Here is a 24,101-nt window from a genome sequence, read left to right as displayed (position 1 = left end):
GTTTGCGCAATGTGCGGAATTATCGGTTATATCGGTCATCAACAAGCCTCTCACATTATTATCGAAGGATTAAAACGACTTGAATATCGAGGTTATGATTCCGCCGGCATCGCGGTGATTAACGGAAGCGGGGTTGGCATTCGAAGGGTCGAAGGAAAACTCGCGGGACTTGAAGTCATCGTCAAAGAACAACCGTTAAAAGGTGAGGTTGGAATTGGGCACACGCGCTGGGCAACGCATGGTCGTCCGACCGAAACTAATGCGCATCCGCATCGTTTTGGTGATATTGTTGTGGTGCATAACGGTATTATTGAAAATCATAATGAACTGAAACAATTTCTCATGGCAGAAGGCCATCAATTCGAATCTGAAACAGATACAGAAGTGATTTGTCATTTGGTTCAGCACTATCTTCGGGAAACGCAGGATACGTTTAAAGCGTTGAATAAAACCTTGAAAACCATTCGCGGTTCTTATGCGTTGGCGTTGATCAATGAAAAGGAAAAAGATCGAATGTATATTGCGCGTGAAGGGAGTCCTTTGGTCGTTGGAAGTACTGAGGGAGAAACCTTTGTGGCGTCTGATATTCCGGCGATTCTCCCTTATACGAAAAAAATGATTTTTCTGGAGGATGGCGATGTCGGAATTGTCTCCTCGGGAGGAGTAAAACTTTTTAAGGGTGAAGGGGCCGAAGTAAAAAGGAAACAGCAGCATATTCCTTGGAGTCCTCAAATGGCGGAGCGTGGAGGGTATAAACATTTCATGCTCAAGGAAATTTATGAACAGACGCATGTTTTTGAAGATACGTTGGCGGGAAGAGTGTTGGTTGAAAAAGGTATCGTCCGTCTTGATGAACTGGATATGCTGTGTGGAAAAGAGCCGTTTCCGTTTGATGAAATATTGATCATTGCCTGTGGGACTTCATTACATGCAGGGATGGTCGGAAAATATCTCATCGAATCGCTCGCACGTGTTCGAGTGATGGTCGATTTGGCGAGTGAATTTCGTTATCGAAAATCGGTCATCAATGCAAAAACGCTTGTCATCCCCATTACGCAATCGGGAGAGACTGCGGATACACTCGCTGCTGCCCAGATGATGAAAGAGGCGGGAGCGAAAGTGCTTCCTTTGTGTAATGTGGTGGGGAGCACGATTACGCGAATGGCAGATGCAACGCTCTACACTCATGCTGGACCAGAAATTGGAGTCGCATCGACCAAAGCCTTTACCACCCAGCTCACGGTCTTGCTTCTTTTAGCGCTCGATATTGCTCGGAGATGTGATCGCATTGATCATGCGACTCTTATCGGATTTATCCATGAGCTTCTCCAGGTGCCACGTCAGATGAAAGAACTTTTAGGCAAAGCACCTCACATTCGAGAAATTGCTGAAATTTATTCTTCTTCAAAACAGGCTATTTTTGTCGGAAGAGGGATGCAATATCCGGTAGCTCTTGAAGGAGCTTTGAAGCTCAAAGAAATTTCCTATTTACATGCCGAAGGTTTTGCGGCGGGCGAGCTGAAACATGGTCCGATTGCGCTGATCGATAACGGTGTTCCGGTGATTGCTGTTGCTCTTCAGGATGAGGTGTATGAAAAAATGCTTTCGAATATCGAAGAGGTGAAAGCCCGAGGTGCAGATGTCATTGCGCTTGCAACTGAAGGTGACGCCATCATGGCTCAAAGTGTGCGGCATGTGATTTCAATTCCGAAAGTGAATCCTTGTATTGCTCCTCTTTTGACAGCGCTTCCGTTGCAACTGTTTGCTTATTATGTTGCGGATCACAAAGGGACAGACATTGATCAACCTCGAAATCTCGCGAAGAGTGTTACGGTCGAATGAATTTAAATTCACCTCAGTTAGAAGCTGTTCATCATACCACAGGTCCTTTGCTTATTCTTGCCGGCGCTGGAAGCGGAAAAACACGTGTCATTGTTCATCGTATTGCGCGTCTTATTCTCGAAGAGGGGATTCATCCTTCTGAAATTCTTACCGTTACGTTTACCAATAAAGCCGCCGGAGAGATGCGAAAACGATTGGAAGGTATTATTGGTCACAAAGCGCGCGAAGTCGTGGCTGGCACTTTTCATGCGACCTGTTTGAATATTCTTCGTCGCCATGCGGAAGTCCTTGGATTCAATCCACGTTTTCAGGTGATTGATGAATCAGAAAGTCTTGCTTTGGTGAAGGAAGCTTTAACCGCGGAAAACCTGAGTGAGTCACGTTTTCCGCCTCGCTCTCTCGTGGATCGGATGAGCCGCGTGAAAGATCAATGTCTTTCTCCAGAACATTTTCGCCAGCAGAGTGAAGGAAATTTTTATCTTCGACAGGTTTCTAAAATTTATGATCGTTATCAGAAGCGACTTACCGAAATCAGTGGAATGGATTTTGGAGATTTGATTCGTCTCACCGTTGAGTTATTTGAAAAACATCCTCATATTTTGCTCCATTATCAAGAGATGTGGAAATATCTTTTGGTCGATGAATATCAAGATACGAATCGTGCACAATATCGTTTTATTCAGCTTTTATCTCACAAGCATTTGAATCTCTGCGTTGTGGGGGATGATGATCAATCTATTTACGCTTGGCGCGGAGCAGATGTCTCGAACATTTTGAGTTTTGAGCGAGATTTTCCTCAGGCAAAAGTTATTCGGTTGGAACAGAACTATCGATCGACCAAAACGATTTTGCAAGGAGCTCACGGCATCATTTCGCACAACCGAGGCAGAAAACCAAAACAACTCTGGACGGAAAATGAAGCAGGACAGACGATTACGCTTTTTGCAGCCCCCTCTGAGCGAGAGGAAGCAAAAGAAATTTCTCGGCGTATCGTAGCGCATAAGCAGGCAGGATCTTCTTATAATGATATTGCGATTTTTTATCGAACCAATGCTCAGTCACGACCATTTGAAGATGTTTTTCGGGAATATGCGATTCCGTATCGCATCTATGGTGGCATTCGATTTTATCAACGTCAGGAGATCAAAGATATTTTAAGTTATCTCCGCTTAATCGCTTCAGCTCATGACGACCTTGCGTTCAAACGTATTATCAATGTTCCAGCTCGAGGAATCGGAAAGGTAACGATAGAAAAACTAGAAGAAATTGTAAAAGCACGCCAGTGCTCTCTTTTTGATGCGCTTCCCAGAGGAGTTCAAGCAGGTCTTTTTCGTGGCGCCGCTGCAAAACAACTCGAAACTTTTTATCTCCTTCTTTCTGGATTTCAACAACGTGCTTTGACCCTTCCTCTCTTGGACCTCGTCAAAGCGGTGCTGGAGCAGACAGGATATATTCAAATGTTGACGGATCAATCGACCCTTGAAGCAGAAGGAAGACTTGAGAACATCAATGAATTTATCGCGGCGGTTGAAGAGTTTTGCTCACGCTCTGAAGAGAATCAGCTTCAGCGTTTTTTAGATGAAGTGGCGCTGGTCAGCGCTATTGATGAAACCGATGAAAGTACCGGAGCGGTAACTCTGATGACACTTCATTTAGCCAAAGGTCTTGAGTTTCCTCATGTGTTTATGGTGGGAATGGAAGAGGGACTTTTTCCGCACGGCCGTTCTCTTGATGATCCGGATGCGTTAGAAGAAGAGCGACGCCTCTGCTATGTCGGAATGACACGCGCTATGAAAACACTGGTCATGAGTTATGCGCGCAGACGCCAACTTTTTGGAGCGCTCCGCTATGGAATCGCTTCCCGATTCTTGAAGGAAATTCCCGAAGGGTGTGTTCAACAAGAAACGAAAGCCTCCCCTGTTGTCTCTAAGGAGCGCAACTCCTCTTTTGACCATGATTTTGATCAGCGACCTTCGGAGGAAGAATCTGGTTTTGCGCCTGGTCAACGTGTGACCCATCCGACCTTTGGTGTTGGAACCATTAAACAGTGTGAACCTTCAAGTATTGGTCATCGTGTGACGGTTCATTTTCAAAATGGAGAGGTAAAACGCTTGATTGCAGAGTATGCGGGGCTTCACCTTTTATAACTTCCATTCCGTTACCATCGGATAATCTTCATTGTCAGAAAAAGAATCTTCGTCTGCTTCCGTAAAAACATTATCGCCCACAAGCATGCATTGAATAATGCGTTTAATCTCCTCAAGATTTGAAAAGGGTTTATGCAGGAGATGAAGTCGACAGCCCGTGAGATTAAAACGGGTCAGATCAGTCACTTGAGAAGTGCTGAGTAAAATTTCGATATCAGGATGCGTTTTGCATGCTACTTTTGCCAGTTCAAATCCATTGAGCGCTTTCAAATGAACATCGGTGATTAAAAGTTGATACGTTTTTTGACGAAGATGGGTGATGGCCTCTAAAGCGTTGTTGAGGATTTCTATTTTGCTAATTCCAATCCCCGTGAGAAAACGGGACCAAAAATGAAGCATGGTGGGATCGTCTTCGACGACAAGCACTTCTATTCTCTTTTTATTCTGTACCATACCCCATTCATTACAAGTTACATGCCAAGGAAAAGGAGAAGAAATGTGTTCTAACACATTGTTTTTTATGAATTTTATTATGGTCACTTATAAAAGGGAGGGGTCTTTTTTGCCTACAGAGAAAAACTAGTGGTGCACCACTAGCCGTACGTATTTCCAACAAGAAGCTTTGCCGCGAGTTGAAAAAAGAGAGGAGAGAGCATCTGACGATGAATATAGGTTGTGGTGCGCGTTCGTGACACACGAGAACGATGTTCTCTTACATCCACAATGAGATCGAAAGAAGAAGGGGACGACAAAATCTGACGAAGCATTCGTTTGTCTCGCGTTGTGCAGTTGTCTCCAAGAATTAAAATCTCACTTCTGGTGTTTAAAAGTTGTCGAGAAGTTGTTTTTTGAAGGCGTTTATAAAAAGAAGTTTTTCGTTTGAGTGCAAGAGGTGCAAGTCCCTTTTTTTCTTCGGAGAAGAAAAGATTTTTTATTCCGCCCACCAAAAGAGCTGCTGCGACTTGTTGGCAGATATCTCCGTTTCCAATCAGAACAGCGCGTTTCCTTTTGAGAGTTATGCTTTGTTCCTGTAAAAGGTTGAGCAACGCTCTTCCATAGATGGCAAACCCTTTCCAGGTGGTATCGCGCGCGATCAGATCTACTTGTCCAGAAAGAGTAGCAATAGGATCGCGCGATGAAAGAAAAGGGAAAATATCTTTCGTCAATGAATCTTGAATGACCAACCCTGTGACATCCATAAGCCGCATGCAGGGAATAATATTTTTGAGAAATCGACGATCGACTTCAAGAGGGAGACAAACAGCCTGCGGGTCTTCTTTTTTGAGCGCTTGGGAAAAACGACGGACAAGAGAAGCTTTCGGAAGTGGAGAGCCCAAAATACCGACGAGATGTTCGTCAGGAAAAATGTGTTCTTTGATCGATTTCATGTCGCTTTCGAGCAGCGTGAAGATCTGCTGCAATTTGATGTTTTAATGCATCTGGGGTTTCAAACGCAATTTGTTCTCGCATCCATTCTAAAAAATGAACGGATAAACGTTTTCCTTGCACCTCAATCACTTGATCGAGAAAATGTGTTTCGACCGTGCGTTCTGAGCCGGGAAAAGTCGGATTATTGCCAATACTCGTAATGCTTGGAAAAATTTTTGAGCTTTCTTCGAGAATTTCGGTTCGAGTCAGATAGACCCCATCAGCGGGAATGAGTTCATTTTCAAGTTCAAGATTTGCGGTATGGGCTCCGAGCGATTCACCAAGTCCTCTTCCCCGTACCACTTCCCCCCAAAGTTGATAGGGATATCCGAGTAACGAATTGGCTCGTGCAATATCTCCAGAAAGTAAAAGTTTTCGAATATGCGTTGAACTCATGAGAGTTTCTTTTTGAAATTGAGCAGGAACAATATGGATGTCGATCTGATGTTCTCGACAAAATTTTTCCAAAAGAGGGATGTTGCCTGCTCTTCTCATGCCAAACGTAAAATCATATCCCACCACAATGCATTTCGCCCGTAGTCTTCGGTGGAGAATTTCCTCGAGAAAATATTCCGGAGTTTTTTGAGAAAATTCTGTCGTAAAAGGTTCGAGAACACAAATTTCAATGCCCTGTTTCTCAAGAGCTAAAAGTTTCTGTTCTTGTGTTTGTAAAAGAGGAGGGCAACTTTCAGGAGAGAGCATTTTTACGGGATGTGGATCAAAGGTATAGACGACCGTTGTCCCACGGTAATGTTTTGCCCATGTATGGACTTGTTCGAGCAATTTTACATGAGCACGATGAACGCCATCAAAATTTCCGAGAGCAACAATCGGAGACAGTATTTCTTGAGGGAATGCCGCGGAACCGAAGATGCGTCTGATCATAGCAAAGAGCCTGTTTGATTCTGTTGAGGTTTTTTCAATGGGGTTTTTGTTCGACGAATGACCAGAACGCGGCGTTCAGTTAAATCTTGTTCGTCACGCGCTGCAATAATGATGTGATTCATTCCCACTTCAAGAGGAATGGAAATAGAAAAATTGAGATCTGCTGTCTGTTTCGTGTTTGGAATGTAGGAGATCTTTTTATTTTCGAGAAAAATATAGCAATCCTGCACATGATGATCATCGGTCAATTTTCCCTTTAACATGAACGTCTCTTCCGTGGTATTTTCAATTTGTTTGCTCACCGAAATCATCGGAGCGCGATATTGTACCTGAGCTGGCGGATCAAACGAGGCATCACTGAGGGCAAGCGTAATTTTTTTTGAAATGGAAGCCGCTTGTTGAGGATCAAAAACAGTCAGTTCCATCTCTGCATTCTTTTTTTCAAAGGTAGGATCAAGGAGAAATTCGAATACGACTTTCTTTGACGCTTTTGCTTTCATTACTCCAAGTTTCTCGCGACCTTTTTTGAGGAAAAATTTCTCCCCGCTTTTATTACTTAAAATAGCAATCGTCTCTTCTCCGGTGGAGCCGTTGCCGATGTTGGTGACTTCGAGCATCAGCTCAAGAGGGCGATTTTTAGGGAGAGCATTTCCAGGTTTCACATTTTGAAACGCATATCGAATTCCAAACTGAGGTGAATCTCTCTCTTTCACCGGCACGATGATATCAAACGACTCAGGTTTATTGCCATAATGTTCAGAGAACTCGACATTTAAGAGCGCTTGTTGGGTCGGAAGTCCAGGTGGCACTTGAATCGGGACGCTCCAGGAGCGCATCTCTTGGGGAAGGAGTTTTCCCAGAGGGAATTCTTTATTTGCGAGAAAATCTTGTTCCGAATTTCCGATGGCAATGAGTTTTGAAAGGGGAGTGGTGCCATTGTTCGTAACCGAAAGTTCGATTTCAGCTTTGTCGCCCGCTAAGAGCGATTCAACTTTTTTCCCTTCTTTTTTCAAAAAGTATTGAAGACGAATGGTCGGTTTGCCTGTTTTTGTCGCAACCGTCCAATCCACACCATAGGGTGAGAATGCTTTCGTTATCATATTATTTTGTTCTTCTTGAATCTTTGCCACAATTGGTTTTGCCTTATGAAGCATTTGGGGTCGATCGACCGTCTCTGTTTGAGTGAGAATTTTTTGTGCGACTTCGATTGCAAAATCATCTTCAATTTGAGCTTTTTTTGCGTATTCTCGTTTTGTGCGTAAAAGTTCGTCTTCTTCATTTTCCTTTGGTTTAAAAAAGGTCAGTTGAATCGCTGCGTTTCGTTTTGCTGTCGGTTCTTGTTCCAAATGAGATTCGAGATCAAATTCGGTTTTAACTTCGTCTTGAATGAGATCCATGTTTTCTTTATCAATTGTTTTTGCAATGAACTCAATATCAGGAACAACACCGATAAGCTGAATTTTTTCTGTTCCTCCGGCAAGATATTGAGCCACCGTTAATTTGAGAGCGGCGTTATTGGAGAGTTCAAAAATGGTTTGGACAGATCCTTTCCCAAACGTTCTTCTCCCCAAAACAAGAGCGCGATTATTTTTTTGAAGCGCTCCGGCGACAATTTCTGAAGCAGAAGCTGATCCTTCATTCACGAGAGCCACTATCGGATAGGGGGGTTCCTGGTTTTTGGTGGCTTGTGCGCTATCAATCATTTTTCCGTGAGCTGCGAGTGTGGAAACAATGGTTCCATCCTTGAGAAAGTGGTCTGCAAGAGCAATGGACTGATCAAGGAGGCCGCCTGGATTGTTCCGCAAATCCAGAATGAGGCCATCCATTTTCCCTTCTTTTTTAAGTTCTTTTAAAGCGCTGATCACATCTCTATCTGTATTGGATTGGAAGTTCTTCACACGGATATAACCAATAGTTTTTCCATTTTGTGCAAGTTTGGTCGATTGAACGCTATCGATATCAATTAAGGAGCGGGTAAGCATTGACTTGAAGGGATTCTTCCCTTCGCGTTGAAGCGTAATGCTGACACTTGAGCCGACTTCTCCTCGAAGAAGTTCGACCGCTTCGGTAAGCGACATATTAATCGTCGAAGCATGATCGATTTCTAAGATTCGATCTCCTGACTTCACTCCTGCTTTTGATGCAGGTGTATCATCAAGAGGAGCGATGACGGTGAGTTGTCCCTCTCGAAGTCCGATGACAATGCCAATGCCGCCAAATTGGCCGCGTGTTCCTACTTTAAATTCATTAAATACTTTTGGAGGAAGAAAGGTGGAGTGAGGGTCTAAAGATGCCAAGGCTCCATCAATGGCTGCATATTCAATCTCGTCTTTTGTGATGTTTCCTGAATAATGATGATCAATGAATTGAAAAAGCGCCTGTAATGTTTTTCGCAGCTCTTCGAGGGTGGTGAGGCCTTTCAAGGAAAATCGCTTGGTCGCCGTCCCCACCGTGAGAACCAGACTTTCTGTTGGATAGGTCACCAGAATTTCCGGAACACTGACCACAATGCGATCCAAAGCTCCTCGAAGCATGCTTTCCGGTTTTATGCGATAGGTATCGACATAATGACGGTCCACATAGGAGAGCGTTTCAGCTAAAAGCTTTCCTTCCGAAAGAGCGCTTGTTCCTTTGCTCGGGAAAGAAACCAAAAGGAACAACATGAGAAAAAAAAGAGGGAAAAAACGTTTCATGAAGCGCCCATTCTACATGCCCTTTTTCTTTCTCGCAAAGAATTTTTTGGAAATGTTTTTCAAAGAGCGTTGTCAGATCGAGGAGTTTTTGCAGAAACTTACCGTAATGATCGAAGAATTGCTTGTAACTGCTTTATTTTCCAATTATAATGCGGAGAGTTTTTGAGTGAAGCGGAGGGGAATTGCTTCGACTGAGCGAAATTCTGACTACTTTTTGGAGCGTGACACTTCCGTGGATTTTAGTTGCGACCGGAGGTATTCTTTTTGTTTTTTTGCTCGTGCATCTTCCGCGCACATGGAAAAAATATATTGCCTGGTTTCAGCAAGATGATTCGACCTCTCTTCTTCGACAACAACTCCAGCGTTTCACGACCATCCAAAATTATCAGGATCTTTACCCTGCTCTTCTCACCACGACAACTCAGGTTCTTGGATGCGAAGGGGCTTCACTTTTAATTTGTGATCAAGAAGAAAAATTTCAGGTTAAAGCCTCTATTGGATCAAAACCTCTCGGATTTGATGCTTCCGGAAGAGAACTTTTTTTCCAGAAACTTTCAAAAAAGCGGGTTGCCGTGACGAAACGAATGTTGCTGACGCACCCCGAATGGAATGATGTCAAAAGTATGGGCCTTCAATATTGTGTTCAATTCTATAGTGAAGCCTGTGTGCCGCTTTTTGTTGAGGACCGCTTTTTTGGAATTCTGAATGTGAGTCGACGCTTCAAAAGAGAGTTTGATCGAAAAGCGCGGGAGATGTTGGAGCTTTTAGCAACCCAATTTTCAATCGCGCTGCAAAATGCAATGCTCTATGAAACGCTTTTACGACAAAATAATCGACTTCAAGAAACAGGAAAACTCAAAGCACAACTTCTCGCAAATGTATCACATGAACTTCGTACGCCTCTCACTTCTATCATTGGTTTATCGGAATTGCTTTCCGAAGAAATTGATGGTGATCTCAATCATGAACAACATGATCATGTGGTCAATATTCGAGGTTCAGGGATAAAGCTTTTGGAAACCGTGAATGCTCTTTTGGATATTTCAAAGATTGAATCGAATCATCTCACCATCCATGTGAAACGGATCGATGTGAAGCGTCTCATTGATGACATTGTGAAATCCCTCCGTTTAAACGAAGAGACCCGCGTCTGTGTTGCCTTGGATGCCATGACGCCGGGCGTATATGGCGATGAAGAACGTGTTCGTCAGGTGTTTAAACATTTGCTTGAGAATGCCGCGAAATTTACAAAGCGAGGCCGTATCTCCGTGGAAGCAGAGAAAACAGGGGAGATGTTAAAAATTGCGATTGTTGATACGGGCATTGGGATTGCGCGGGAAAAACAAAAAGAAATTTTTGAAGATTTTCGCCAAGCGGATGGAAGTATGACGCGAGAATATGCAGGTTTAGGTTTGGGACTTTCCATTTCACGTCGCATTATTGAACTTCACGGTGGTCGCTTGTGGCTTGCGAGCAAGGTTGGAAAAGGGAGTCGCTTTTATTTTACGCTTCCGTTGAAACCCGTCAGCGTTCGGTATCCTGAAATCTCAGCTCAGGCCTCTTAACAAAAGGTTATTTTTCAATCGTTATTTTCAATCCTAATGCTTTTAAGATGCGAAGGAGACTTGACAGGCGAATATCGTTTCCAGTTTTAAATTTGCTGAGAGAGACTTGGGAAAGATCTGATTTATCAGCAAGCTTTCGAAGCGTCATATTCTGTTTTTCAACACAGGAAAAAATAAAACGGGAAACTTGCTCTGGAGTTTCCAATGGTTCGTCAGTATTCCTTTCTTCCCCACCAAATAATTTGCGAACAAAAGGTCGATATTGAGCATCCATTTTTGCGAGTGCTTTCATGTTTTCTTCGTTAAGACGTGAGAGCATGAGAAAGTTCATCAGTTGCGCCCAGGAAATGTTCTTGAAATTATTGAAGGTAAGTATATTTCTTTTTTCATTCCACGTTCCGTCAACAAGTTTGGTGACGAAATCTAACCCTTTGTCTCTTTTTGGAGCTGTGCGAAAAAAAAGCAGAAGAGTGTTGGGGTCTTGCATTTTCCAGTCGTCAATTGGTGTTTGGATGCAGAGTTGTACAGTATTCATAAAGAGATTGAGCCGTTCTTTATCAGACGGAAAAGATATTTTGAACGGTGTTTTTTGAAAGGGTGTCATAGAGATTTCCTGTAAAATTTTATAACATCAAAAATGGATTTTATATTGAGAAGCCGATGTGCACGGCGATGCAAGGCATCTTGCTCTGCTATCGATCGTAGTGGAACAAGTTCCTGTAATTTGCTGATCACAGTGCCAATTTTATCCAAAAAAGGAACGTACTGTTTTTCAGATACTGCTCCGAGCGATGAAGCCTCAAAAATTTGTAAATAATGTGGTAGGCTCCCATCCCATTCGAGAAAAGCATGTGCCGAATCAATGAGGATGATTTTTTGATGCACGAAATCATAAAGATAATTGGCATCGTGACGGTCAATTTGGCCGGTTAACCAGTCAAAACAAGCGCATTCAAAAACATTTTGTGAATCAAAGGTAAGAGGTCCTTGATCCGTAATAAAATGGTGAGCATCGGGTATGTCGAGCCAATATTGAACAGTGGTGAGTGAGTCCAATAACATCATGCGGGGAGTATTGAGGCCTAAAGCAGAGGCTAATTGATGGGCCCAGGACTCTCTCTCAGCGAGAGTTCCACTTTTCACATTGATGCGACACTCTTGATGGTTACGATCTGAAACTTTTTTCAAAAAAAGCTTTCCATATTTTGTCTGGTAAAGTTTCTGGATCGATGTTTGCCCACGTGAAGGATAGTTTTGAACAGCAAGTGGTAGCTCTTCACTCATTTCAAGCAGTTGTTTCAGCTTTTGGGGGTTTTTAAAAAAATCCATAGATAAACTATAATTTATAAAGAATAGTTTATCAAGTGTGATTTTTGAGTGCCACATAGTTGCGTTTCGCCTTTTTCCTTGCTAGAGCCCGACACCTATGTATTTTTTAAAGTGTCGCTTGGCCATTCCTTTGACCATTGTTTGCTCCTTTTTTTTATCCATAGTTGCTTATGGAAATGAGTTGGTTTTGGATCTCCATGAAAGTATTACCCTTGCCCTGAAACAAAATAAGAAATTTCAAGCGACTCAGTATGCGCTTGAGGCAGCTCATGCCCAGCGGCGCGAAGCAGATGCGCTTTTTTGGCCAGTTCTTGAATATCAATATCGAGCGGCTCCAGCACCTGAGGATGCTGATCAGGCGCTGAGTTCTTTTTTTGAAGGAGATATCACTTTTTTTAATTCTCTGCGTTTATCGTTGGCGCTTCCTGTCTTTACGTTTGGACAGCTCAAAACTGCAGGCGAACTTGCTGACAAGGGCATTGCTGCTGAAAAATGGAATCGGGAAAAAGAACGCGAGAAGCTTATTTTTGAGGTGAAGCAACTTTATTATGGGCAACAGCTTGCATATGAGCTTCGAAAAATTTTAGAAAACTCTATTCAGGAAATTGATGGAAGAGTTCGCTCAGAAGAAGAGAAAGAAATTCCGGAGATTGCTCCCATCAATATATTAAAGTTGAAGGCCTTTCGTGGCGATCTTCAAAAGCGCCTCGGCGAAATTGAGCAAAATGCAAAACTTGCAGAAGCGGGAATGAAAATTCAGTTAGGTTTAGCTTCTGAACAAAAGTTTCGATTGGTTGACCCTCATTTAGTGCCCGAACTTGTGGAAATAAATTCTTTAGACGCTTATGTCAAAGCAACGATTGCTCGTCGTCCCGAAAGTAATTTGATTGATGTCGGTGTAGAAGCGCAAAAGAAAAAATATGAGCTGGAGAAGAAAAAACTTCTTCCAAAAGCAGGCATTGGAGCTTTTTTCGATATAGGGACAACAACCTCAACCGTTCGGCGAAATCAGCCCACAGATGATTTTAGCGATCCTTTTAATTTTCGTCGCGTGGGTGTTGGTTTGCAAATCGAAGGAAAACTCGATTTTCATGGTGCGAAAAGTAGAATTGAAAAAACGAAAGCGGAATATTTGAAGGCAACATACGAAAGAGAAATAGCAAAACAGGGCATCGCTCTTGAATGTCAAAAATTTTATGAGAATGCGAAACGTGCTCATGAAAATGTTCGGCAAGCGCGAAAAGCACAATCTTTGGGACAACAAATGTTGTTCATTTCAAAAAGCAACATGGACATTGGGGTGGGCGAAAAAAATGAGTATGTCGATTCCTTAAAGTTTTTACTCTTAAGTCGCGGTGAATATTTTAAAGCGGTCTTCGATTATAATGTAGCCCTTGCTGATCTTGCTCGAGTGGCGAGTCAAGCTCAGTATGAACACTTAACTCCTACAAAGCAGGCGGAAGTTTACGAAATATTTGGCAATGGAGAACATGAGGAGTTTGAACTTGAAGATGATACAGAATAGATTCAGCGTTTTCCTTTTTCTTTTTGTCGTGTTTGTTGCTCAACCTCTTTTTTCAGCGCTGATTCTTGCGCCTGTAGGAACTCCCACGCGAGCAATCCAAGATCTTGATCACATGCTCGGTCAATTTCATACAGGTCAGAATCTTACGGAAGAACAAAAAGAACAGAATCGTCGCTTAAAGCGTCATATTCTTACAGGCACGTTTGATATCGAAGAACTGACACGACTTGCGTTTGCAAAACATTGGGACGAGTTCAAGCCAGATGAACGAAAAGAAATGATTGATTTGATGATTTCTATTCTTGAAGCTCAGGCCATCTTTTCGAATGAGCAACAAGCAACGAAGACCAAAAAAAGTGAAAAGTATCGAGTGGTCTATCGCAATGAACAGTTTCTCAATGAGAAAAAAACAAAGGCTCTTGTCAAAACCATGATTCTCATTCCAGGTGAAAATATTGAAGTCGCGGTTTCTTATCGTCTTCGCAAAATGGGTGGTGGCTGGAAAGTTTACGACATTATTGTGGACCAAGCGAGTTTGATTGAAAATTATCGCTATCAATTTCATTCCATCATCACGAAAGATGGAGTTGAAGAACTTCGAAAAAGGATGAAAAAGAAATTGGAAGAGATTCAGATCAAACGCGGGAAAAAATGACAACACCAACGACAAAGACTTCCATTGTTCTCCTTGTTGATGGTGCGCGCGCGGATGTCATGACTGATCTTCTTCAAAAAGGGGAGCTCCCCTCTCTTCAGCGTTATCTTGTAGAGCCGGGAAGTTGTCGGCAAGCGGTCACAACATTTCCTTCCACCACAGGTCCAGCGTATCTCCCTTTTTTAACGGGCGCCTCGCCAGGGCAATGTAATTTTCCTGGCATTCGATGGTTTGATAAACAAGCTTTCGAGAAAGGGACATTGCTTTCAGGACATCGAAGTTATGTTGGATTCGAAAGTTTTATGATGGGACAAGATATGTCTCCTCATATTCAGACCCTCTTTGAACTCGTTCCAAAATCATATTCGATTTTTAATCCTCTGGTAAAAGGGGCGGGAAAGCGTAATCGAACCCGCATGTCGCGTATCTGGTATTGGTACTATGCTCATCTGACAGATCGCTGGGCTTTTGTGGATGGTGCGGCAGTTGAAAAGATTGTAGCTCTTCTTCCCTTAGAACCGCGTTATATTTTTGCTGTTCTCCCCGGTGTGGATGAGTATTCACATCTCGCTGGGCCTCATCATGAGAAAACGATCGAACAATATCGGTGTGTTGATCGAGCGGTATTCAAACTGAATGAGCGTTTGAAACAATATATGGATTCAGAAGAAGCGCAGCTTTGGATTGTCTCAGATCATGGTCTTTCATCCACAGAGACGCATTTTTGTCTCAACACGTTCCTTGAAAAAAGAGGCTGCGCGCCTTTCTTTTATCCACTTATTCACAAGCGAAGAGGAAAATTGTGCGCGAATATGGTTTCGGGAAATGGGATGAGTCATCTCTATTTTCGTCATCCGGAAGGATGGGCGAAACCAGTCACAGCCTCTCTCTTACAGCGTATATCTCCATCGTTCGTGGATGATCTCGTCGCAGAACCTGCGATTGATATTTTGATGATCAAAAACGATGCAGGTGGAGTGAATGTTCTCTCCAAGCGTGGTCATGCGGCTCTTTCATGGCAAGGGGAAAATATTGAGTATACAGTTCAAGGTTCTGATCCTTTCGGTTATCCCGCGCTTCCTTCATTGTTCACTCAAGATCAAAGTCTTCATCTTACGCATCACACCGATTATCCCGATGCGCTCTTTCAAATTTTGAATCTCTTTCAAGCTTCGCGAACCGGAGATGTTGTGTTGAGTGCGACTCCTGGCTTTGATTTGCGATTGAAATATGAACACCCCGAACATCGTGGATCTCACGGGTCACTTCATCGTTCACACATGATGGTGCCGCTCATCTGTAATCAACCTCTTGAAGCTCGCCCTGCACGCACCGTTGATGTTTTCCCTTCTGTATTGGAAAGTCTTGGGTATCCAGTTCCTTCTTATGCTGAAGGGAAATCTTTGTTTAAAATCGCGCGCGAAGAAAAAGTCTTGATCTGATTCTTAAGTCAGCTATTTATCCCAGCTTCTGTAGTCAGTCGTTTAACTTTTTGTATGTCATCCCCGCGAAGGCGGGGATCCAGAGTTTTTAAAGACTGGATTCCTGCTTTCGCAGGAATGACATCAATACTCATAAAAAGTTAATTTACTATATTAAGGAGAAGGACATGAAAATCGGTGTGTTCGTCAAGCAGGTGCCCGATACAGAATCGCGCATTAAAATCGTGGGAGATCATATCGACGAATCTGAAATGAAATGGGTCATGAACCCTTATGATGAGTTTGCTCTTGAAGCTGCAATTAAACTCAAAGAACAATTAGGAGCTGGTGAAGTGGTGATCATGACCGCTGGTTCTGCTCGTGCCGTGGAGTCAATGCGACAAGCGCTTGCGATGGGAGCTGATCGGGGCATTCGTATCGACACACAAGGAGTAACGCTCGACCCTTTTACAACCGCAAAAGCTCTCTCAGCTGTTTGCAAACAAGAAAATTTCAATCTCATTTTTGCGGGGAAACAGGCCATCGATGATGACGCAGCTCAAGTTCACGTCGGTGTTGCTGAATTTTTGAACTGGCCCCATGTTTCTCCGATTGAATCCTTTGATCTGTCTGACGATAAAGCGAGTGTTCGTGTGCAACGCCCGGTCTCTGGCGGAATGAAAGAGATTATGACGGTTTCGCTTCCCGCTGTTTTTGGATGTGACAAAGGTTTGAATGAACCACGCTACGCATCGCTTCCAGGGATTATGAAAGCAAAATCAAAGCCAATTGCGGAACATAAAGCTGCAGATCTTTTAGCAGGAGAAGGTGCGCGTATCTCGATTACGAATTATCAGATGCCACCGGAAGGTCGTGCCGGCAAAATGATTCAAGGGACACCACAGGAAGCGGCAAAAGAACTGGTTCGTCTGCTGCGCGAAGAAGCAAAAGTGATTTAGATTTGCTTTAAAAAATTGTGTCATTGCGAGGAACGTAAGTGACGAAGCAATCTCCTGTAGACAATGTTTTCAGGAGATCGCCACGCCCTTCGGGCTCGCGATGACATTAGAGAGTAGGAGATTACTATGGCTAACATATTGATTGTCGGCGAACACGAAGCGGGAAAGCCAAAAAAATATACACTTGAACTTTGCGGTAAAGGAGCAGAGCTCGCAGGACAGTTGAATGGACATGTGAGTCTCCTCCTTTTTGGAAAAGGAGCTTCATCTGCCGCCGATGTTTTAGCGTCATACGGTGTTTCGAAAGTCATTGCTGCAGAACAAGATGTTTTTGCATCTTATACATCAGAGGCCATGACGACAGCTCTTGTTCATATCATTACCCAGGAAACGCCGCAGGTGGTTCTCGCTTCAGCCTCTTCCTTGGGGAAAGATCTTTTGGCACGAACGGCAGCTCGTGTTGGTGCAGGCCTTGCCACGGATTGTGTTGACCTCTCTCTTGAAAAGGAAAAATTGAGGGCCCGCAGGGCTCTTTTTGCCGGAAAAGTTCAGGCTGATGTTCTTTTTTCAAGCGAGATCCAGATGGCGACTTCTCGTCCGAATACCTATCCAACTCCCGCACCAAAGCCTGGGAAAGCAGAAGTGGTTTCATATCAAGGGAATGTCGAATCTTCTCGGACAAAAGTTGAAGAGATGAAAGTGGCAGAAAAAGGGATGGTCGATTTGACCGAGGCAGACCGTATTGTTTCCGGTGGTCGTTCACTCGCAAGTACAGAAAATTTTAAACTCATTCGCGATCTTGCCGATTCCATTCACGCAACCGTTGGAGCATCACGTGCTGCTGTCGATGCAGGATATATTTCCCATGATCATCAAGTGGGGCAGACGGGAAAAACAGTCAATCCTTCACTCTATATTGCTTGCGGCATTTCTGGTGCGATTCAACATTTAGCCGGGATGAGAACGTCAAAGGTCGTTGTTGCGATTAATAAAGATCCCGAAGCTCCCATTTTTTCCAAAGCTGATTACGGAATTGTCGGCGATCTCTTTGAAGTCCTTCCTGCCTTAACTGAGGAGTTTAAGCGCCTTTTGCATGAGTGAGTGATGACTTTGCACTCCGCAGAGCTTCTTTTAACTCTTAAAAAATCCTTTTATTTAAGCTATTTAACCTTTATACTCATGGCATAAACTTTGCTTTCTGAAACATTATATGAAGCGTTTTCCTCTTTTTATTCTTGGCATTGTTCTCGCACTCTCTTTTTCTGCCTGTCAGGGAAAGATTCGGGGGCAGATTTTTGTCGACGACAATAGCAACGGCTTTCTCGACTTTAATGAAAAAGGGGCAGGGAGCGTTCAGATTACCGTCACCAAAGATGGAAAGCGCTGTGCTTCCGGTCGTACGCTTTCAACTGGAAAATTTGTCATCAATGCTTGTGGCGAAGGTGATTACTGTGTGCATCTTAATGAAGATGTTGTGGTTTCGACGTCTTCTACGTCAAAGCAAATCACGGCATCAGGGAGTTCAGCTTCAGGAAGTGGATCGACAACTGGCATGACATCTCCCACCAGTTCTGAAACTGATTCTTCTCAAACGGGAAGTTCAACCACAGGAACTTCCACTACCACAGAAGAGAAAAAATCACTTCCACCCAATTGCAAAGCATTTATTGTAGGCAAGGATGTGAATTTTGAAATTGCCATGAAAGCAGGGTACGAAGATGAACTGCGTCAACTCCCAGATCTTTCTCGTGTGGATCTGAAACCGGGACAAGAACATACCGTGCATGTTCGTTATCCGTGCAGTTGTACGCTTCTCCCGTTTTATCTCCCCGATCAACTTGAGTTGGTTTCCGAAGAAGATGCTGAAGGAGAAGAGTCATCGCGGATTACCTATCAATCAGATATGAATCGCATCTCTTTTTCTACGGCACGTGATGCTAAAGAGAAAAAGAAACCAGGTGAAAAAGAAGACCGATCAAAGCTGTGCGTGGAACTACTTCGTCTTCGGGTGAAACAGGAAGTGGCTTCGCAAAACGCCACACATACGCTTCGGTTTCGAGCAAAATGTAGTGACGGTGAACATGCGCTGCAGATGATTCCACTTCATGTCAGCGCTGAGAGCAATTTTGAACTGACGCATGTGATGTACGGTACTCCTGCATTGGGATCGTCACTGAATCTCGATATTATTGTTTCAAATCCAAATGGAGTGAAGACGGAAAATCTGACGTTGACGATTTCCATTCCCGATAAAGTGAGATCATTTGGAATGACGACACCAATGCCAGAATGTAATGATAGTGCGAATCCTATTCGTTGCACTTTTAAATTTGAAGCGGGAGAACAAGAGAAAATTTTCGGCATCAATGCGCTTTTGCCAGATGCTTCTGGTCTTACCGTTGAAACGACATTTCGTTTTGATTCCCGCCTCTCCGGTATCAGAACGCCACTTCAAGATTCTGCATCATTTCGGCTTTCTCCGTAGCTCCCATCTTTTTTGATTTTGACATTTGGTCCTAGGTGAGTGAAGAAGACATTTCAAAGAAAACTTGGAGGTATGATGAAATGTTTCTTCACCACATCGTTGATTATTCTTACCCTTGCGCTGTCAGGAATCTCTTGTGGTCGGCGCTATGCAAAAGGAAAGTATATTGATCCCAATGAGATCATTCTCCGATCTGATAAATTTGTTGAATCAGACCTGCAGCAGATTGCAGAAAAAATCAGTTCATCGATTTCTACTTCACCCGAAGTAACAGAGCATTCGGGGAAACTTGTGACCATGATGAGTCTCTTTGGGAACGATACGGATGAGCATATCGATATGAAATCGCTCTCCGATAAGTCACGCACACTTCTGTTTAAGTCGGGAAAATTTACGTTTGTGAATGAAAACATGAGACCAGCGGTCAAAGAAGAAATAGTCTATCAAGAATCAGAGTGGGTCGATCCCAAGACAGCGAAGAAACGTGGACGTCAACTCGGCGCTGACTATTTTCTCTCAGGCACCCTCTCTTCGATCAAACAGCCGGTCGGCAGGCAGGAGATTGTCTATTACAAAATGACGTTCTCTTTGACCGATCTTGAAAAGAACACGATCCTCTGGACTGATGATCTGGAAATTAAGAAGCGCTTCCGCAAACGCTTTACTGGTACATGAGAAACCTCTGAAAAAAATTCATCTGCTTCGTCGCCTTCGTCAGCGCTCCTTGCGGCGTATATTTAAGTATGCCTCAGTCGGCTTCCTTCAGGCTTCCTTGCATCTGAATCTTTTTGAGAGGTTTCAAGAGTCATGATTCCGCGTTTTTTGCTTTCAGGTTTCGTTATTTTCATCCTTACATCATGTAGTGGCACCTATCTTCATCGTGCAGAGCAGATGCGTTGGCATGCGAAGCGTGGAAATTTTGATAGGGCTCTGCGAATAGCACAGAAGAAAAATGTTCCAAAAGGCGATCGACTCCTCTCACTTTTAGATGAGGCAACACTTCTTCAGGCAGCAGGCAGATATGAAGAGAGTAACCGCGTTTTTATGCGGGCAGAGGAATTTGTCGAAGCGCAGGCAACACAAGTGGTTTCAAAAACAGCATCTGTGATCGCGAACGACAATATTATTCCTTATCATGCGCGCGACTTTGAAAAACCGCTCGTCGATCTTTATCAAACTCTTAATTATTTAGCGCTCAAGGAACCACAAAAAGCTTTGATTGAAATGCGTCAAATCGAAAATCGTTATGTCGATTATTTTAAGAATGTGAAAAAAACGTATCTTCAAGATCCATTCCTCAAATTAACGGAAGCATTCGTCTGGGAAGTCAATGGGAAACTCAATGATGCTTACATCGATTGGAAGTGGCTGGAGAAAAAGGAGATCCAGGATCCACTGATTCGTGAGCGATTGCTCATGCTTTGTCAAAAACTTGGGTCGCTGTCGCAATGTCAAGAATGGAAACGAAAATATAAAGAAGCGATACCCCGACTCTTAAAGAAAAATGAGGGAGAACTCGTCGTTCTTCTGGGCAGTGGCTCGGTTCCTCTGAAAGAATCGACGGAAGGGACGAATGGTCTCCAAATTTTTCCGATTCCAACCTATCCCAGTGAACTCTTTGATCCTCTTCCTATAGTCATCCGCGTTGATCAACGCGAAACCAAAGCTTATCTCTATCATGACCTTGCGATGACGGTGAAAGAAGCGCTCAAGGATGAGATACCTGAAGTTATCGCACGAGCTACAGCTCGTTTTGCGGTGAAAACAGGAAGTGCAGTTGCGCTTGGAACTCAGGTCGACGAAGATTTGGGAATTCTGGTAGGAATCTTACTCTTAGCAACAAATCGCGCAGATCTTCGCAGTTGGTCAACGCTTCCGCGAAGTTTTCAAGGCGCTGTCATCGCACTTCCTGCGGGTGAACATGATGTTGAGATCGTTTCCGCTGATTCAAACACTGTAAAACGCCGTGTTGAAATTAAATCAGGAGAAAAAACATTTTTTGTGGAACGTTTTTTCTAGAGTGATGTCATCGCGAGCCCAAAGGGCGTGGCGATCTGACCGAAGGTCATCCTGAGGCGAAGACGAAGGATCTCCCGGAGATCCCTCGCTTCCGCTCGGGACGACACCTTGTGTCGGATTGCTTCGTCGCTTATGCTCCTCGCAATGACATGTGAGAATTTCTCGTTAACTTTTCTTATCTTTTTCCACAAACGCATACGCACTGTGGTTGTGGATGCTTTCGAAGTTTTCTGCGGAGATGCGATACCAACTGACATTGTCGTGTTCATTCATTGTCAGGGCAATGTCACGCACCACGTCTTCAACAAATTTTGGGTTGTTGTAAGATTGCTCGGTGACAAATTTTTCATCAGGACGTTTGAGAAGCGAGTAAATCGGCGAGCTTGCGGCTTTTTCAACAATCTCAATCAAATCTTCAATCCAAATCATTTTTTTCTGCCGCACTTCGAGAGAGACAATGCCACGCTGATTGTGCGCGCCATACTCACTGATTTCTTTAGAGCAAGGACAGAGCGTCATGATCGGAACATTCACTCCAAGAATGGAATCGTCATTTTGATACGTACTCGATGCCGTAAAAAAACATTCGTAGTCAATCATTCCGATGCTTTTTGTGACCGGAGCAGATTTGGCAATAAAATAAGGAAATCGAATTTCAATATGTGCTGAGCTCGCATCAAAACTTTTTCTCATTTGCGCAAGAATTTCGGGAAGACGATCGATGTGAATTTCGCGTCGATATTCATTAAGAATTTCAATGAATCGACTCATGTGGGTCCCCTTAAAATGATGAGGGAGATCGACATACATATTAATAGATGCAATCGTGTGCTGTTCTTTTTCGTGTTTGTCGAGCAAGCTGATCGGATAGCGAATGCCTTTCACTCCGACCTTATCAATCGGGATCTGGCGGTCATCGCGTTGGTTTTGAACATCCTTCATGGGCCGCACCTTCGTTGCTTTGGTGGTCAGAGTCAAGAGAGCAAAAAAATACTTTGATTTCAAGTGGTTAATCAGTACAATCGAGGAGTTAGTTATTGAAAACGGCCGCAGGAGGCGATTGTCGAGCGGCGTCTTCAGACGCTGGAAACGAAGCCTCAATGCACAGCAGGCTGAAGCGCAGGGAAAAATCCGGCGTGTGAGGATTTTTTCCGTAGTGAGACAATGCCTCCGAGAGACGTTTTCAACAGAACAGCTTTTCATTTTAAGGAGGAATGATGTCAGGAAATGAACAGAGTGTTGTCAAAGGAGCAGGCTTTTTACTCGAGCCGATCGGAACTCGAGATATTTTTATTCCAGAGGAACAAAATGAAGATGAAAGAAATTTAGCAAAACTCGCATCTGATTTTTCTATCAACGAAGTGCTTCCAAAATCAGATGAGATTGAAGCAAAAAAGGAAGGGGTCATTCCAGGACTTCTCAAAAAAGCAGGAGAACTTGGTCTCCTGATGGCAGAAGTTTCGGAAAAATATGGCGGATTGCAGCTCGGAAAAGTTCCTACCACCTTTATCTCTGAAAATTTAACACATCAAGGTTCCTTTACTGTCGCTTTCATGTGCCATACCGGTATTGCAATGCTCCCTCTTCGCGCATTTGGCACCGATGCGCAGAAACAGAAATATCTGACAAAACTCGCAACAGGAGAGTGGCTTGGCGCCTATGCACTGACTGAACCTGGTGCTGGTTCGGATGCGCTTGCCCATCGTACGAGTGCAACACTTTCCAAAGATGGAAAACATTACATTCTCAATGGCGAAAAAGTTTTTATTACCAATGGTGGATTTGCAGATCTCTTTACACTTTTTGCAAAAATTGATGGAGAAAAGTTTACCGCATTTTTGGTGGAGCGAAACTTTGAAGGAGTTTCCACCGGACCCGAAGAAAAGAAAATGGGAATTCATGGTTCATCTACAACACCCCTTGTCCTGAAAGATGCAAAAATTCCTGTTGAAAATGTGCTCGGCGAAATTGGAAAAGGTCATCGTATCGCGTTCAATGTTTTGAATCTCGGCCGATGGAAGCTTGGCGCTGCTTGTCTTGGAAGTTGTAAACGTTTAATCGAAAAAATGATCCCGTATGTCAAAGAGCGTCAGCAGTTTGGAAAACCGATTGCTGAGTTTGCATTGATCCGAGATAAAATTGCGACAAGCGCTCTTGTGACCTACATGCTTGAATCTCTCGTCTATCGCTTTGCGGACATGATCGATAAATCAATTGGAACACTCGATCGGAGTTCCGCTGATTTTGATACGAAACGAGAGAGCTTCTTAAAAGAATATGCAGTCGAAGCTTCGATCGCAAAAATTTATGGCTCCGAAGCACTTCAAATCGTTGCAGATGAAGCAGTGCAAGCATTTGGCGGCTATGGGTATATTGCCGAATATGATGTTGAACGTTTCTATCGCGACTCTCGTATCAATCGCATTTTTGAAGGAACAAATGAAATCAATCGCTTGATTGTTGCGAATACAGTTCTGAAACGTGCCATGTCGCAAGAACTTCCTTTTATGCAAAAGCTTCAGGAAATTTTAGGACAACTGAAATCAGGTTTTCCTCCTGCTCAAGATTATGGAGAACTGACGCACGAAGTGGAAGCAGTGGAGCAAATGAAACGACTCGCTGTGTATGTTGCTGGAGTTGCTGTGCAGCAGTATGCGGATCAACTTGAAAACAAACAACGCGTATTAGCTCTTATTGCTGATCTGATTTCGGAATCGTATGCATTGGAGTCAGGCGTGATTCGTGCGCTCAAGATCGTTCGTCTTTCTGGAAATGAAAAAGCTTCGATTGCCATTGCAATGTGCAAGGTAGGGATTGCAGAACAGATGCATCAACTTTCCAATCGAGCGCGACAGGCACTGATGAATATGGCAGGAGAGACAAAAGAATTCGAAAAATATGCAAAAGCGCTCGATCGCATTGCACCGACCCTTTTCGTCAATACCGAAGAGCTTCGAGAAAAAATTGCTCTCCATATGCTTTCAAAAAATGGTTATGAAATTTGAGAGAGAATATGAGCCAAAAGGTGTCTGGCAGATTTCTGGCGATGGTTGTTGAGCCAGAAACTGCCTGACACTTCTTTTGGCGATATCGAGCATGACCAAAAGAAGTGCCAGACACTTTTTTGCATTCACACCATGCCAAAAAG

21 protein-coding genes are annotated in these 24,101 nt (G+C 43.5%); 14 read left to right on the top strand and 7 right to left on the bottom strand.

The genetic code is table 11. The annotated features are described in order from the left end of the window. Window positions 1–9: 9 nt before the first annotated feature. Together A3C46_00825 and A3C46_00820 are read left to right on the top strand one after the other, a co-directional pair. Entirely contained in the window at window positions 10–1,842 is a 1,833-nt protein-coding gene (locus A3C46_00825; protein OGQ22035.1) for a glutamine--fructose-6-phosphate aminotransferase, read from the top strand. Continuing rightward, complete coding sequence (locus tag A3C46_00820; GenBank protein OGQ22034.1) at window positions 1,839–3,989, top strand: hypothetical protein; 2,151 nt, start codon at window positions 1,839–1,841, stop codon at window positions 3,987–3,989. The genes A3C46_00825 and A3C46_00820 overlap by 4 nt, the downstream gene beginning before the upstream one ends. Here the strand turns inward: A3C46_00820 and A3C46_00815 are convergent. From A3C46_00815 to A3C46_00800, 4 genes are all read right to left on the bottom strand, one after another. Then, complete coding sequence (locus A3C46_00815) at window positions 3,984–4,442, bottom strand: hypothetical protein (GenBank protein ID OGQ22033.1); 459 nt, start codon at window positions 4,440–4,442, stop codon at window positions 3,984–3,986. The two genes, A3C46_00820 and A3C46_00815, sit on opposite strands and share 6 nt — an antisense overlap. A gap of 140 nt (window positions 4,443–4,582) precedes the next feature. Further along, window positions 4,583–5,377, bottom strand: a complete 795-nt coding sequence (locus A3C46_00810) for a hypothetical protein (GenBank protein OGQ22032.1) — start codon at window positions 5,375–5,377, stop codon at window positions 4,583–4,585. Further along, the gene (locus A3C46_00805; protein ID OGQ22031.1) at window positions 5,346–6,302 is read right to left on the bottom strand and encodes a riboflavin biosynthesis protein RibF; all 957 of its coding nucleotides are present in this window, start codon (window positions 6,300–6,302) and stop codon (window positions 5,346–5,348) included. The genes A3C46_00810 and A3C46_00805 overlap by 32 nt, the downstream gene beginning before the upstream one ends. Further along, on the bottom strand, window positions 6,299–8,995 hold the full coding sequence (locus tag A3C46_00800; protein ID OGQ22030.1) for a hypothetical protein: 2,697 nt from the start codon (window positions 8,993–8,995) through the stop codon (window positions 6,299–6,301). Before A3C46_00800 ends, A3C46_00805 begins: the two co-directional genes overlap by 4 nt. Here A3C46_00800 and A3C46_00795 point away from each other — a divergent pair. Beyond that, window positions 8,964–9,161 (top strand): hypothetical protein, encoded by a 198-nt coding sequence (locus A3C46_00795; protein OGQ22029.1) that lies wholly within the window; start codon window positions 8,964–8,966, stop codon window positions 9,159–9,161. The two genes, A3C46_00800 and A3C46_00795, sit on opposite strands and share 32 nt — an antisense overlap. 16 nt (window positions 9,162–9,177) lie before the next feature. Continuing rightward, window positions 9,178–10,560 (top strand): hypothetical protein, encoded by a 1,383-nt coding sequence (locus tag A3C46_00790; GenBank protein OGQ22028.1) that lies wholly within the window; start codon window positions 9,178–9,180, stop codon window positions 10,558–10,560. A 7-nt stretch (window positions 10,561–10,567) separates the two neighbouring features. On the opposite strand, the gene A3C46_00785 is transcribed toward A3C46_00790, so the two are convergent. Beyond that, window positions 10,568–11,164 carry a hypothetical protein gene (locus A3C46_00785; protein OGQ22027.1) on the bottom strand — a complete coding sequence of 199 codons (597 nt, stop codon included), beginning with the start codon at window positions 11,162–11,164 and terminating at the stop codon, window positions 10,568–10,570. After that, window positions 11,161–11,889 (bottom strand): hypothetical protein, encoded by a 729-nt coding sequence (locus A3C46_00780; GenBank protein ID OGQ22026.1) that lies wholly within the window; start codon window positions 11,887–11,889, stop codon window positions 11,161–11,163. Before A3C46_00780 ends, A3C46_00785 begins: the two co-directional genes overlap by 4 nt. Window positions 11,890–11,986: 97 nt before the next feature. Here A3C46_00780 and A3C46_00775 point away from each other — a divergent pair, with 97 nt between their 5' ends. The 8 genes from A3C46_00775 to A3C46_00740 all read left to right on the top strand — a co-directional run bounded on the left by A3C46_00775 (window position 11,987) and on the right by A3C46_00740 (window position 20,953). Then, the gene (locus A3C46_00775; GenBank protein OGQ22025.1) at window positions 11,987–13,414 is read left to right on the top strand and encodes a hypothetical protein; all 1,428 of its coding nucleotides are present in this window, start codon (window positions 11,987–11,989) and stop codon (window positions 13,412–13,414) included. Beyond that, entirely contained in the window at window positions 13,401–14,069 is a 669-nt protein-coding gene (locus tag A3C46_00770) for a hypothetical protein (GenBank protein OGQ22024.1), read from the top strand. Before A3C46_00775 ends, A3C46_00770 begins: the two co-directional genes overlap by 14 nt. Next, entirely contained in the window at window positions 14,066–15,511 is a 1,446-nt protein-coding gene (locus A3C46_00765; protein OGQ22023.1) for a hypothetical protein, read from the top strand. Before A3C46_00770 ends, A3C46_00765 begins: the two co-directional genes overlap by 4 nt. Before the next feature lie 167 nt (window positions 15,512–15,678). Next, the gene (locus tag A3C46_00760) at window positions 15,679–16,449 is read left to right on the top strand and encodes a hypothetical protein (protein OGQ22022.1); all 771 of its coding nucleotides are present in this window, start codon (window positions 15,679–15,681) and stop codon (window positions 16,447–16,449) included. A 126-nt stretch (window positions 16,450–16,575) separates the two neighbouring features. Next, on the top strand, window positions 16,576–17,550 hold the full coding sequence (locus tag A3C46_00755) for a hypothetical protein (GenBank protein OGQ22021.1): 975 nt from the start codon (window positions 16,576–16,578) through the stop codon (window positions 17,548–17,550). A 109-nt stretch (window positions 17,551–17,659) separates the two neighbouring features. After that, window positions 17,660–18,934 carry a hypothetical protein gene (locus tag A3C46_00750; GenBank protein OGQ22020.1) on the top strand — a complete coding sequence of 425 codons (1,275 nt, stop codon included), beginning with the start codon at window positions 17,660–17,662 and terminating at the stop codon, window positions 18,932–18,934. Between the two features lie 72 nt (window positions 18,935–19,006). Beyond that, window positions 19,007–19,609: a penicillin-binding protein activator LpoB gene (locus A3C46_00745; GenBank protein ID OGQ22019.1), complete on the top strand. Its 603-nt coding sequence runs from the start codon at window positions 19,007–19,009 to the stop codon at window positions 19,607–19,609. Window positions 19,610–19,741: 132 nt separating this feature from the next. Continuing rightward, a complete protein-coding gene (locus A3C46_00740) occupies window positions 19,742–20,953 on the top strand; it encodes a hypothetical protein (protein OGQ22018.1) in 1,212 nt (403 codons plus the stop codon). A gap of 165 nt (window positions 20,954–21,118) precedes the next feature. Here the strand turns inward: A3C46_00740 and A3C46_00735 are convergent, their stop codons facing one another. Next, the gene (locus tag A3C46_00735; GenBank protein OGQ22017.1) at window positions 21,119–21,895 is read right to left on the bottom strand and encodes a GTP cyclohydrolase; all 777 of its coding nucleotides are present in this window, start codon (window positions 21,893–21,895) and stop codon (window positions 21,119–21,121) included. Here A3C46_00735 and A3C46_00730 point away from each other — a divergent pair. Beyond that, the gene (locus tag A3C46_00730) at window positions 21,894–22,184 is read left to right on the top strand and encodes a hypothetical protein (protein OGQ22016.1); all 291 of its coding nucleotides are present in this window, start codon (window positions 21,894–21,896) and stop codon (window positions 22,182–22,184) included. The genes A3C46_00735 and A3C46_00730 overlap by 2 nt on opposite strands. Further along, on the top strand, window positions 22,171–23,958 hold the full coding sequence (locus A3C46_00725; GenBank protein ID OGQ22015.1) for a hypothetical protein: 1,788 nt from the start codon (window positions 22,171–22,173) through the stop codon (window positions 23,956–23,958). The genes A3C46_00730 and A3C46_00725 overlap by 14 nt, the downstream gene beginning before the upstream one ends. The last annotated feature ends 143 nt before the right edge of the window (window positions 23,959–24,101 follow it).

The sequence above is a fragment of the Deltaproteobacteria bacterium RIFCSPHIGHO2_02_FULL_44_16 genome (assembly GCA_001798185.1).
Classification (GTDB): Bacteria; UBA10199; UBA10199; order 2-02-FULL-44-16; family 2-02-FULL-44-16; genus 2-02-FULL-44-16.
The sequence above is the reverse complement of the archived record's forward strand: the minus strand, read 5'-3'. Positions and strand labels throughout refer to the sequence as shown.

Bases quoted from the DNA above. Each gene is read 5' to 3' on its own strand.
- A3C46_00825 (OGQ22035.1), top strand. From the start codon at position 10: ATGTGCGGAATTATCGGTTATATCGGTCATCAACAAGCCTCTCACATT.
- A3C46_00820 (OGQ22034.1), top strand. From the start codon at position 1,839: ATGAATTTAAATTCACCTCAGTTAGAAGCTGTTCATCATACCACAGGT.
- A3C46_00815 (OGQ22033.1), bottom strand. From the start codon at position 4,442: ATGGTACAGAATAAAAAGAGAATAGAAGTGCTTGTCGTCGAAGACGAT.
- A3C46_00810 (OGQ22032.1), bottom strand. From the start codon at position 5,377: ATGAAATCGATCAAAGAACACATTTTTCCTGACGAACATCTCGTCGGT.
- A3C46_00805 (OGQ22031.1), bottom strand. From the start codon at position 6,302: ATGATCAGACGCATCTTCGGTTCCGCGGCATTCCCTCAAGAAATACTG.
- A3C46_00795 (OGQ22029.1), top strand. From the start codon at position 8,964: ATGAGAAAAAAAAGAGGGAAAAAACGTTTCATGAAGCGCCCATTCTAC.
- A3C46_00800 (OGQ22030.1), bottom strand. From the start codon at position 8,995: ATGAAACGTTTTTTCCCTCTTTTTTTTCTCATGTTGTTCCTTTTGGTT.
- A3C46_00785 (OGQ22027.1), bottom strand. From the start codon at position 11,164: ATGACACCCTTTCAAAAAACACCGTTCAAAATATCTTTTCCGTCTGAT.
- A3C46_00780 (OGQ22026.1), bottom strand. From the start codon at position 11,889: ATGGATTTTTTTAAAAACCCCCAAAAGCTGAAACAACTGCTTGAAATG.
- A3C46_00775 (OGQ22025.1), top strand. From the start codon at position 11,987: ATGTATTTTTTAAAGTGTCGCTTGGCCATTCCTTTGACCATTGTTTGC.
- A3C46_00770 (OGQ22024.1), top strand. From the start codon at position 13,401: ATGATACAGAATAGATTCAGCGTTTTCCTTTTTCTTTTTGTCGTGTTT.
- A3C46_00765 (OGQ22023.1), top strand. From the start codon at position 14,066: ATGACAACACCAACGACAAAGACTTCCATTGTTCTCCTTGTTGATGGT.
- A3C46_00760 (OGQ22022.1), top strand. From the start codon at position 15,679: ATGAAAATCGGTGTGTTCGTCAAGCAGGTGCCCGATACAGAATCGCGC.
- A3C46_00755 (OGQ22021.1), top strand. From the start codon at position 16,576: ATGGCTAACATATTGATTGTCGGCGAACACGAAGCGGGAAAGCCAAAA.
- A3C46_00750 (OGQ22020.1), top strand. From the start codon at position 17,660: ATGAAGCGTTTTCCTCTTTTTATTCTTGGCATTGTTCTCGCACTCTCT.
- A3C46_00745 (OGQ22019.1), top strand. From the start codon at position 19,007: ATGATGAAATGTTTCTTCACCACATCGTTGATTATTCTTACCCTTGCG.
- A3C46_00740 (OGQ22018.1), top strand. From the start codon at position 19,742: ATGATTCCGCGTTTTTTGCTTTCAGGTTTCGTTATTTTCATCCTTACA.
- A3C46_00730 (OGQ22016.1), top strand. From the start codon at position 21,894: ATGGGCCGCACCTTCGTTGCTTTGGTGGTCAGAGTCAAGAGAGCAAAA.
- A3C46_00735 (OGQ22017.1), bottom strand. From the start codon at position 21,895: ATGAAGGATGTTCAAAACCAACGCGATGACCGCCAGATCCCGATTGAT.
- A3C46_00725 (OGQ22015.1), top strand. From the start codon at position 22,171: ATGTCAGGAAATGAACAGAGTGTTGTCAAAGGAGCAGGCTTTTTACTC.